Origin of the sequence: Rheinheimera sp. (genome assembly GCF_036568245.1) — a bacterium.
Lineage (GTDB): Bacteria > Pseudomonadota > Gammaproteobacteria > Enterobacterales > Alteromonadaceae > Alishewanella.
Genome location: NZ_DATCSY010000142.1, coordinates 1 through 9,816, shown reverse-complemented (window position 1 = coordinate 9,816; position 9,816 = coordinate 1). Strand labels below are relative to the sequence as shown.

Below are 9,816 nucleotides of genomic sequence, written 5' to 3'. Positions count from 1 at the left end.
TTTCACATTCAGCGCGGCGTAGTTCGACAGATACAGCATGTCGTAACGCTCGTCAGGCGAGGTTAAATGCACCACCATGGTTAAATCCGGTGATGATTTTTCAGTGACAACGCCTAAACGCTGCACTTCCTGCGGCAGCCTTGGCATGGCGCGGTCTACCCGCGCCTGCACCTGGGTTTGCGCCAGATCGACATCAGTACCGATAGCGAAAGTCACCGTTAATGTCATGCGGCCATCAGACGTGGCTTGCGATGACATATACAGCATGCTTTCAACGCCGTTAATTTCCTGCTCCAGTGGCGAGGCCACCGTTTCAGCAATAACTTTGGGGTTAGCGCCCGGATAGTTCGCTGTAACCACCACAGTCGGTGGCACCACTTCCGGGTACTCAGTGATCGGCAGCTGCCATACTGCTATCGCACCGGTGATAAAGAACAGCAGTGAGATAACAGCGGCGAAAATCGGCCGCCGGATAAAAAATTGCGATAACATGGGTGTCTCCTTAACCGCGGTCTTTCGTGCTGTCTGTCTGTGCAGTCAGTGCATTGCTGGTTTGATCCAACTGCTGCTGCTCACTGCGCAGCTTTACCAGTTGCTCGCTGCTGGCCATCTCAACCAGTTTGGGTTCAATCTGCATATTTGGCCGCACGCGCTGTAAGCCGTTAACGACAATTTTGTCTGTCGCCGCCAGGCCGTCAGTCACAATACGCAAGCCATTGACTTTCTCGCCCAGCGTAATAGCGCGGTACTCCAGTTGGTTACTGGCATTTACCACCAGCACAAACTTGTTGTTTAAGTCAGTACCAACCGCTTTCTCATCAATCAGCACACCGTCGTAGCTGTCACTGCCGACCAGGCGGATACGGGCAAATAACCCGGGTAACAGGTCGTTTTCAGTATTGGCAAAACTGGCACGGATGCGGATAGTGCCGGTTTGGGCATCAATGCGGTTATCAACAAAGTCGACATGGCCAATGTGGTTAAAGCCGGTTTCACTGGCCAATGCCATATACACCGGGTTTGCCGCTTCATCACGGGTATCAGCACGTTTACCGTCCTGTGCCAGGCGGGCATATTTCAGATAGGTTTGCTCGTCTACGTCGAAGTAGGCATACATTTTGTCGGTAGACACCAGGCTGGTCAGCTGGCTTTGGCCGGCATTGACGTAGTTACCCGCGGTGACCTGGGCATAAGACACCCGGCCGCTGATCGGCGCGCGAATGCTGGTGTAGCTTAAATCCAGCTCAGCACGCTGCAGTGCTGCACTGACTGAGGCCACTGTTGCTGCAGTTTGCTGTTTACGCGCTAAACGGCTATCGAGCACTTCAGCGGAAATAGCGCGCTGGCTGCTCAGTTTCTCTGCCCGGCTGTATTCGGCATCAGCCAGCACAGACGCACTTTTCGCGCTTTGCAGCTCGGCTTTTAACCGTGCTACTTCGGCAGCAAAAGGCCGCGGGTCTATTTGCACCAGCAGATCACCTTTTTGTACCAGAGCACCTTCACTAAAGTGCACCTGCTCAATATAGCCTGATACCCGCGGTACCAGATTTACCGTTTGCGGTGCCTGCAGCCGGCCGGTGAACTCATCCCACTCGGTCACGCGCTCATATACCACCTGCGCCACACTGACCAAAGGCGCGGCCTGTGCCTGCGCCTGATCAGCCGCTTCCGGATTGCCACAAGCAGCCAACACCAGGGCAGCTACGCTTCCTAACATAAAAGTTCTTACAGTGTTTTTCGTACTCATGACGTTAATCTCCACGCTTTTTTGTTTCTCGCTGCTAAAAAAGCAACAAATAAAACTTGCCAGTTATGTACCGTTCGGTAAATATATAGGACGCAACAAAACAGTCAACCTATTTTTGTACCGGTTGGTAAATAAATTTATTTATACTACAGACGAATTTGTTCTAACGCTGAATCAGCACCATTGCAGTGCAGTAAAACAAGCAAACTGACAGAGGCTACTGCCAGCTTATGACGTTAGTTTACGCGCTGTGCCGCCGTGGGTTAATGCCGGATGCTCGGGCATTCTTGCCTGAAACTCCACAGGCCATTGTTGGCAAACACAGTGAACCCTCAGGGGTATAAGTGGTCTTAGCAGGTGTTAGCGGAAAGATTTCTGTACTGTAAGGTAAATAACCCTTACTAGACACGGGGTCTTTTGCTGTTTAGTATATAAGCAAGTTTTAATGCAGGAGCTGAACCATGTCAGCAATAAGTTGTACCCCGAATGTTGGACGGCCACGTGCCTTTGATATGGACACCGCACTGGAAAAAGCGCTGGAAGTGTTTTGGCGTAAAGGTTATGACGGCACGTCTTTATCAGATCTGACTGAAGCTATGGGTATCAACAAACCTAGCCTGTATGCTGCCTTTGGTAATAAAGAACAGTTATTTTTAAAAGCGATTGAGCTGTACGAAAGCCGCCCCTGTTCGTTCTTTTTACCGGCGCTGGAAAAACCTACTGCCTATCAGGTAGCCGAGCATATGTTATATGGCGCGGCAACCAATATGGCGGATCAAAGCCACCCACAAGGCTGCGTGGTGGTGCAGGGTGCGTTGTCATGCAGTGAAGCTGCTGCCACCGTGAAAGAAGCCTTAATTAACCGCCGGGTTGAAGGCGAGCAAAAACTACGTGACCGCTTTGAACGGGCAAAAGCCGAAGGCGATTTACCTGCCGATGCTGACGCCGAAACCCTGGCGCGTTACCTTGGTACCGTGCTGCAGGGTATGGCGATTCAAGCCAATAATGGTGCAACCTGCGACCAATTACGGCTGGTAGCACAAATGACTTTGCAGGCATTCCCACGCGCTTAAAGCAATGGAATCTGCCTTAAACTCCATACTTATTGCCTAATCCTACACAGGCTGCTGCCAACCATAGGCAAAGCAGCCTGCTATGCCTATACTGCTGCAATTCACATTGCGGAGGGCAGCCTGTGACAGAGCAACGCGAAGTACTACGTCAGCAAATGCTGCAACCTTTGCAGCAGCTGCTAAAAGATACCGGTATCAATGAAAGCTGTGTACCCGGCTTGAAGCTGTACCGCAGTAATGCACCAACATCAGCTACCCCCACCTTATACGAACCGACACTTTGCCTGTTATTGCAGGGCAGTAAGCAGATCCTGCTGGGTGAAGACATGCTGCAGTACAACCCGCTGCAATATTTGCTGGTACCGGTGATGTTGCCGGTCAGTGGTAAAATTATCCGTGCCAGCAGCAATGAACCTTACCTCGGTGTCAGTATCAGCCTGGATTTGCGCGAACTGACCGAGCTGGTGATCGACCTGGGCGACAAGGTGCCGCGTCAGCCTCAGCCAGCCCGTGGCATCAGTATCGGCGATGCAGATCTGGACTTACTATCGGTGTTTCAGCGTATTTTTGCGCTGTTGCAGCGGCCGCAGGATATTGCCGTACTGTACCCACTGTTAAAACGCGAGCTGCTTTACCGCTTACTGTTAGGGCCGGCCGGCAGCCATCTGCGCGAGTTTACGCTGCTCGACAGTCAGGCCAGCCGCATCGGTAAGGTTATTGATACGCTGCGCCAGCGTTTTAACCAGCCGCTGCGCATAAAAGAGCTGGCCGATGTGGCGCATTTAAGTGAATCGGCACTGTTTCAGGCGTTTAAAGCGGTCACGTCGATGTCGCCGCTGCAATTTCAAAAGCAGCTGCGCCTTAACGAAGCCCGCAGAATTATGCTGTACGAGGGGCTGGAAGCCGCAACAGCCAGCTATAAAGTGGGTTACGAAAGCCCGTCACAGTTTAGCCGTGAATACAGCCGGTTATTTGGTGCGCCACCCAAGGCCGATGTGGCCAGATTCCGCCAGACCATCTGAAGCGTAATCTTACTGAAATGCCTGCAGATACTGCTGCAGCTGCTGTTCAAACCACTGCATAAATACCTGCAACCGGCGGCTGACATGACGCCGGTGCGGGTACAATAACCACACCGGCATAGGTGCACAGCGATGCTGCGGCAAAATATCCAGCAGCGCCCCGCTTTGCAGATAAGCCGCGGCGCCAATCACCGGAGCCTGAATAATCCCCAGCCCCGCCAGGCAAGCTGCAGTGTAGGCGTCTGCATTGTTCACTGTCACCATACCCGGCATCGACAATGTTTTTTCCTGGCCGTGTTCGGTATATTCAAAATAGCTATTGTGCTGCCCCAATACGCTGACGTAATGCACCAGTTGATGTTGTGCTAAGTCTGCCAGGTTTTGTGGCGTGCCAAAGCGGGCAATATAGGCCGGGCTGGCCAGATTTCGCATCGGTAACTGCGCCAGTTTACGCGCCACCAGACCTTCGTCGCCGACACTGCCCACCCGGATCACGCAGTCAAAGCCCTCTGCCACCAAATCGACTTTACGGTCGGTGCTGCTTACCTCCAGCCGGATATTCGGGTACTGCTGCATAAAGTCAGGCAACTGCGGCATCAATATATGCCGCGCCATACCGGTCGACATATCCAGTCGCAGCACCCCGCTTACCTGGCTACTTTGCTGCTGAAACAGGTTTTCAAGTTCCTGATACTCATCCAGCAACAACAAACTGCGGTCATAACACAACTGACCATCCTGCGTCAGGCTGACACGGCGCGTAGTGCGGTGCAATAAACGACAGCCTAAATGTTGCTCCAGCTGCTGCACCACATTAGACACATGGGTTTTTGATAAGCCCAGGCTGGCACCGGCTTTGGTAAAGCTGCCAAGCTGTACTACCCGGATAAACATTTGCAACGCCTGTAGCTTGTCCTGCACTTATTGTCCATTATTACAAAACAGTTTTACCATTTTTAGCATGTTTATCAGCATTAAAACAATCAATAAACTGAGCTTCGTTACTTAACAACTCATACGGAGCAAGCTATGACCACTACAGCACCTATCGCTTTAATCACCGGCGGCAGCCGCGGCCTGGGCAAGAATGCCGCTCTGGCGCTGGCGCAACAAGGCACCGATATTATTCTGACCTACCAGCAAAACGCGGTTGCAGCGCAGGCCGTGGTCAGCGAAATTGAATGGCTGGGCCGAAAAGCCGTGGCGCTGCCACTTGATGTCGCCGACAGCAGCAGCTTTGCGGCCTTTGCTGGCAGCGTAAAGCAGCAGTTGCAGCAGCATTGGGGCCGCGACAGCTTTAATTATTTGTTGAACAATGCAGGTATTGGCGTCAATGTGCCTTTTGCCGATACCACTGAGCAGCAATTTGATTTGCTGATGAAAATACATGTCAAAGGGCCCTATTTTCTGACTCAGCAGCTGTTGCCATTGCTGGCCGATCAGGGCCGGATTTTAAATGTCTCCACCGGTTTAACCCGCTTTGCCGTGCCGGGTTACGGCGCTTATGCTGCAATGAAAAGCGCAATGGAGACCTTAACCCGTTACTGGGCAAAGGAGCTTGGGCCGCGTGGCATCCGTGTGAACGTGCTGGCGCCGGGCGCTATCGCTACCGACTTCGGCGGCGGTACTGTGCGCGACAATGATAGCGTAAATCAGTATCTGGCCAGCCAGACCGCACTGGGCCGCGTCGGCCAGGCCGATGATATTGGTGGTGTTGTCAGCTTGCTGCTGTCAGAGCAGGCGGGCTGGATCAACGCCCAGCGCATTGAGGCCTCTGGCGGTATGTTCTTGTAACAAAAATATTGTTGCGTCAGCCACTGCCAGAAAGCAAAAAAGGCCGTATCATAGGCGCCTTTCTTGCTGCTGCAGTGGCACCTTTATGCAAAACATTCTGCTGTACCTAATCACAGTTTTAATCTGGGGTTCTACCTGGTTCGCTATTGAGTTTCAACTTGGCGAGGTTGCAGTAGAAGCCTCGCTGACCTACCGTTTTGCCTTGTCTGCGCTGCTGATGTGGCTGTACTGCCTGTGGCGGCGTCTGCCAATGCGCTTTAGTGCGAAAGATCATGGTTTTATAGCGCTATTGGCGCTGTTTAATTTTGCCCTGAATTACATTCTGATTTATCAGGCCCAACAATACCTGACCTCTGCCATGACCGCCATTGCTTTTACCACTATGCTGCTGATGAACATCGTCAACACCCGGTTGTTCTTCGGCAAGCCGGTGGCAAAACGGATTTACTTCGGCGCTTTGATGGGCATTGCCGGCATCGTTGTACTGTTCTGGCCGGATTTAGACGGGCTGGACCTGACCAACGCCAGTCTGCTCGGGCTGATACTGGTACTGGGCAGCGCGCTCAGCGCATCGCTTGGTAACATGGCCAGCGTACGCAATTCGCGTGCCGGCCTGCCCATAACGCAGGTAAACGCCTGGGGCATGCTGTATGGCACTGTTATGCTGGCGTTGATGGTAGGCTTAAGTGGCACCAGCTTTACCTTCAGCACCGCGCCGGCCTATATCATTTCTTTGCTGTATCTGGCGGTATTTGGCTCTGTGATAGCGTTTGCGACCTACTTCGCGCTGTTAAAAGGTATGGGACCGGAAAAAGCCAGCTATACCATAGTGCTGTTTCCACTGGTTGCGGTGGTATTAAGCACTTTATTTGAAGACTTTGTCTGGACCAGCTACACCTTTAGCGGCTTTGCACTGGTGCTGCTGGGTAATGCGCTGGTACTGACACCTTTTGCCAAAATTAAGGCGCTGCTGTTTAAACCTGCGGTAGCCGCACAGCCAGAATTACCCTGAGCAGAAACAGCAACAGCTAAAAGCGGCGTCAGCACCGAAACGCCGCTGCCAATTTCACCGCAGCTGCTATAGTACTGAACATGTCGCCTGAAATCGGCGGCATTCAGTTGGCAAAAGCGGAGTATCGATGAAGTTAGCAGTCACAATACTGCTGTTGTTTGGTTGCTGGCCGGCACAGTCATGCCAGTGGCCTGAGCTTAGCTTTCTGGTTGGCGTGGAAAAACCTCCCTACATCGAAGTGGCGACCCAAAGCGGATACGAGCTGGAACTGTTACAGCAGGTCAGCCTGAAAATGCACCGCTGTGCGGTATTTATTCATAGCCCCAATGGCCGCCTGCTGGAATTATTTAAGCAAGGTGTCGCTGATTTTGTCTCGCTGCAACGCAGTACTCCCGATGGCACCTATGCCACTCTGCCCTATATCAGCTACGAAAATGTGCTGATTACCCGCAGCGATCTGCAGCCGCCGGTGCAAACACTGGACGATTTAACGGGCCGGCGGGTAATGGCATTTCAAAATGCCCGGCTGTATTTACCACCTGCTTACGCCGCTGTTATGCCAGGCTTTAGCAGTTACCTGGAGGTGGTAGAGCAGCATCAGCTGCCCGCCATGCTGTTAAAAGGCCGGATAGATGCGCTGGTAATGGATAAAAACATCTTCGAGTACTACTACCGCCAGCTAGCGCCCGGCGATCAGAGCCTGCAGCAACTGCCACTGTTTGGTAAAAACAGTTACCATCTGCTCGGGCGCGATCCCTGGCTGGTGCAGCGCTTTGATCAGGCGCTGCAGCTGTTTCAGCTGAGCAAAGAGTACCAGCAGCTTCAGCTGAAGTATTTTCAGCAAGCGAATCAGTAGCCTTAATGGCTTAGTTTAAGGCCAACCACGCCGGCAATAATCAGCGCAAAACAGCCCAGCTGTTTTATTGTGATAAGCTGGTCGAAAAACACATGGTTAATCAGCGTAATTGACACAACCCCGACTGCCAGCCACACCAGATAAGCCGTCGGCGCCGGTATATCTTTTAACGATAAACCAAACAATACCAGGCTGGCGGTCATGCAGGCCACGGCGAAAATGACATAAGGCATTTTGCTAAAAGAGGCTGATTTTTCGATGCCGACTAACCAACCGGCTTCCAGCACACCCGCAATAAATAAAAGGATCCAAGACATAGTACACTCCATTTCAGTGATGGGGCCGTCCCCGGATGAAATGGAGCGGTGAGGTCGTCCTCACTTCCAGAAGGGTTAAAACGCGCGCATTATGGCAAAGCAGCTGATGAACAACAAGCTTCTTTTGACCCCTTCAGTGCGCGGGTCTTCCCCCTTCAAATAGTCTATTCCGTCAGGACACTAAGCAGGCTATCCACTTTGGCCATTACTGGTTCACTGGCAAAGCTTTGATTGGCCAGTACTACCAGAATGAAACCTTTATCCTGATACAGCTGCAGAGCACTGGCTACACCAATAAACTCACCAGCATGGCCAACAATACGGCCGTTATGATTGGCGCGCACCGCAAAACCGTAGCCATAATTCGGTGAGTTTAATGCTGGTTTTGCGCTATAGGCCTGTTCGGTCAGGGCTTTAGGCAATAAGGTATTGCCGGTCAGCGCCACAGCAAACTTGTGCAAATCATCGACTGTGGAGTAACCGCCACCGGCCGCAGTGCCTTTAACGCCCTGGATAAACCAGTTCGCTTGCATACTGTTTAGCTCTGAAGAGTAAAAATAGCCCGTTGCCAGATCAGGCGTAATGCTGTCCAGGTCAAAATTACCACTGTGCGTCATCCCTGCACGGGCAAAAATGTGCTGCCGGACATAATCATCATAAGACTGCCCAGATACTGCTTCTATCACCATCCCTAATAACAACATGCCCTCGTTGCTGTAGCGAAAGCTGCTACCGGGCTCTGCCGCCAGAGGAATTTTGTTTAACAGCGGTTTGTAATCAGCATGGTTTCTCAGCTTAAGTTGTGTCCCTTCCGGAAACTCCGGCCAGCCTAAACCGGCGGTATGCGTCAGCAGCTGGGCAATGGTAATAGCATCAAAATTACCTGCGCCAAACAACGAACGATCCAGGTACTTCACCAGTTTGTCGTCCAGCGCCAGTTTATCCTCTGCAACCAGCTGCAATATGCTGACAGCGGTAAACATCTTATTCATCGACGCCAGATTGAACTTAGTTTGCAAAGTATTAGGCACCTGAAAACGCAAGTCCGCCATGCCTTTTGCGCTTTGGTACAGTACTTCCTGCTGATCGGCCAGCAGCACAGTGCCGGAAAAGATGCCCCGTGCCGCCAGACGATCGACATAGCCAGCCAGCTCCGTTATCAGCTGCTGCCGGTTAAGTGGCCCGCTGCTCTGTGATTGTGCCGTGTCAGCATCAAGATAAATCGACCTGACTTTAAATGGCGCTTCGGCGCTGTAATTTATTGTCAGAATGTAGTTTTGCTCAGTGTTCGACGAGTACATGCGGGCTCTGAGCCGGCGCTGGGCTGCTGGCACCTCCAGCTGGGAAAGTAGCGACAAGCTGGCGTGAAAGCGCTTAGTGTCGCGCAAATAACCAACATAACGCTCGCGCCCCTGGCCGGAAAAGCCGTTTAGCGTATCCTCTGACAAGTGCTGATCGACGAACTGCTCAACGGCATCAGCGTTGTCACTTGCCAGCATTTCAAGCGCTGCCGCCATGGCCAGCTGATAGCGTTCAGGTTTACTCGCATCTGCATCCGTGGTGCTGGTTTCTGCCCGAACTGCGGCACTTAAGCAAAACAGCGTTAACAATCCAAGCGTTTGGATTACGCTCTTTGCGTGCCTCACTCCTAGGTTAAAAAGCCACAACACTGGCGATATTTTATTTCGCTTCATAAATTACTCCGACAAAATTGACTTTAACGGTCTGCTATCAGCAATATGCATGCACCTGTAAGGATCCTTTGTTTGCCACATGCAGCGGCCCAGTGTTTTACAGCGCGGAGAATTTGGCGATAAACAAAGCATGCAGTTTTTGTTCGGAAAACGTTAAGCTCAATAATAATCAGGGATATCAATATATTGGATATTAGCTCAGCACTGCCGGTCCAGGCCGCACCCGCCAAAAACAGTTTGCAACACGGCTTTTCGTTAAATGAATTTGCGGTATTTCCGGCAAGTGGCGAGGTAAAAACGG

At 51.8% G+C, this 9,816-nt stretch carries 10 protein-coding genes; 5 read left to right on the top strand and 5 right to left on the bottom strand.

The features are described 5' to 3' along the window. Together VIN66_RS06180 and VIN66_RS06175 are read right to left on the bottom strand one after the other, a co-directional pair. The coding region (locus tag VIN66_RS06180; RefSeq protein WP_331923154.1) for an efflux RND transporter permease subunit at positions 1-492 on the bottom strand (492 nt) is incomplete at its 3' end. 10 nt (positions 493-502) lie between these two features. Next, positions 503-1,717, bottom strand: coding sequence for an efflux RND transporter periplasmic adaptor subunit (locus tag VIN66_RS06175; RefSeq protein ID WP_331923153.1), 1,215 nt, complete (start codon positions 1,715-1,717; stop codon positions 503-505). Between the two features lie 491 nt (positions 1,718-2,208). On the opposite strand from VIN66_RS06175, the gene VIN66_RS06170 reads away from it, so the two are divergent. Further along, the gene (locus VIN66_RS06170; protein ID WP_331923152.1) at positions 2,209-2,820 is read left to right on the top strand and encodes a TetR/AcrR family transcriptional regulator; all 612 of its coding nucleotides are present in this window, start codon (positions 2,209-2,211) and stop codon (positions 2,818-2,820) included. Between the two features lie 122 nt (positions 2,821-2,942). Next, entirely contained in the window at positions 2,943-3,842 is a 900-nt protein-coding gene (locus VIN66_RS06165; RefSeq protein WP_331923151.1) for an AraC family transcriptional regulator, read from the top strand. A 9-nt stretch (positions 3,843-3,851) separates the two neighbouring features. On the opposite strand, the gene VIN66_RS06160 is transcribed toward VIN66_RS06165, so the two are convergent. Next, positions 3,852-4,763: a LysR family transcriptional regulator gene (locus VIN66_RS06160; RefSeq protein WP_331923150.1), complete on the bottom strand. Its 912-nt coding sequence runs from the start codon at positions 4,761-4,763 to the stop codon at positions 3,852-3,854. A 108-nt stretch (positions 4,764-4,871) separates the two neighbouring features. On the opposite strand from VIN66_RS06160, the gene VIN66_RS06155 reads away from it, so the two are divergent. From VIN66_RS06155 to VIN66_RS06145, 3 genes are all read left to right on the top strand, one after another. Continuing rightward, on the top strand, positions 4,872-5,636 hold the full coding sequence (locus VIN66_RS06155) for an SDR family NAD(P)-dependent oxidoreductase (RefSeq protein WP_331923149.1): 765 nt from the start codon (positions 4,872-4,874) through the stop codon (positions 5,634-5,636). A gap of 85 nt (positions 5,637-5,721) precedes the next feature. After that, positions 5,722-6,648 carry a DMT family transporter gene (locus VIN66_RS06150; protein WP_331923148.1) on the top strand — a complete coding sequence of 309 codons (927 nt, stop codon included), beginning with the start codon at positions 5,722-5,724 and terminating at the stop codon, positions 6,646-6,648. A gap of 127 nt (positions 6,649-6,775) precedes the next feature. After that, positions 6,776-7,504, top strand: a complete 729-nt coding sequence (locus VIN66_RS06145) for a transporter substrate-binding domain-containing protein (protein WP_331923147.1) — start codon at positions 6,776-6,778, stop codon at positions 7,502-7,504. A 2-nt stretch (positions 7,505-7,506) separates the two neighbouring features. Here the strand turns inward: VIN66_RS06145 and VIN66_RS06140 are convergent, their stop codons facing one another. After that, positions 7,507-7,821 carry a DMT family transporter gene (locus VIN66_RS06140; RefSeq protein WP_331923146.1) on the bottom strand — a complete coding sequence of 105 codons (315 nt, stop codon included), beginning with the start codon at positions 7,819-7,821 and terminating at the stop codon, positions 7,507-7,509. Positions 7,822-7,985: 164 nt separating this feature from the next. Beyond that, positions 7,986-9,431, bottom strand: coding sequence for a serine hydrolase domain-containing protein (locus VIN66_RS06135; RefSeq protein ID WP_331923145.1), 1,446 nt, complete (start codon positions 9,429-9,431; stop codon positions 7,986-7,988). Positions 9,432-9,816 lie beyond the last annotated feature (385 nt).

Coding starts and splice junctions, on each gene's coding strand:
- VIN66_RS06175 (WP_331923153.1), bottom strand. CDS start 1,717: ATGTTAGGAAGCGTAGCTGCCCTGGTGTTGGCTGCTTGTGGCAATCCG.
- VIN66_RS06170 (WP_331923152.1), top strand. CDS start 2,209: ATGTCAGCAATAAGTTGTACCCCGAATGTTGGACGGCCACGTGCCTTT.
- VIN66_RS06155 (WP_331923149.1), top strand. CDS start 4,872: ATGACCACTACAGCACCTATCGCTTTAATCACCGGCGGCAGCCGCGGC.
- VIN66_RS06150 (WP_331923148.1), top strand. CDS start 5,722: ATGCAAAACATTCTGCTGTACCTAATCACAGTTTTAATCTGGGGTTCT.
- VIN66_RS06145 (WP_331923147.1), top strand. CDS start 6,776: ATGAAGTTAGCAGTCACAATACTGCTGTTGTTTGGTTGCTGGCCGGCA.
- VIN66_RS06140 (WP_331923146.1), bottom strand. CDS start 7,821: ATGTCTTGGATCCTTTTATTTATTGCGGGTGTGCTGGAAGCCGGTTGG.